Origin of the sequence: Vogesella mureinivorans (genome assembly GCF_007644035.1) — a bacterium.
Classification (GTDB): domain Bacteria; phylum Pseudomonadota; class Gammaproteobacteria; order Burkholderiales; family Chromobacteriaceae; genus Vogesella; species Vogesella mureinivorans.
In genome coordinates this window covers 1-295 of sequence record NZ_VMTV02001078.1, presented here as the reverse complement: position 1 = coordinate 295, position 295 = coordinate 1, and the positions used below count along the sequence as shown (strand labels likewise).

Below are 295 nucleotides of genomic sequence, written 5' to 3'. Positions count from 1 at the left end.
CCGCCTTGGCGCGACGCGGAGCGCTCAGATTCGGAAAGCGCACGCTGTCGAGCTTGGCATCGTGCAGGCGCTTCTGGCCGTACTGCGAGCTGATACCCGCCAGCACTTCGGTGTCGCCGCGCTCATGGATCCAGGCCGCGCGCAGGCGCGGCAGGCCGGCGGTGAGCTCGATGCGGGCGTCGGCATCGGTGTAGGGGCCCGAGGTGTCGTAGACGCTGAGCGGCGCGTTCGGCTCGGCGCCGAACAGCGCCGGCGTATCGGACTGGCGGATCTCGCGCATCGGCACGCGCAGGTC

At 71.2% G+C, this 295-nt stretch carries 1 pseudogene; it reads right to left on the bottom strand.

Annotated elements, in window-relative coordinates:
- A pseudogene (locus FLQ44_RS22830) lies at positions 1-295 on the bottom strand (phosphomethylpyrimidine synthase ThiC); the annotation flags it as partial.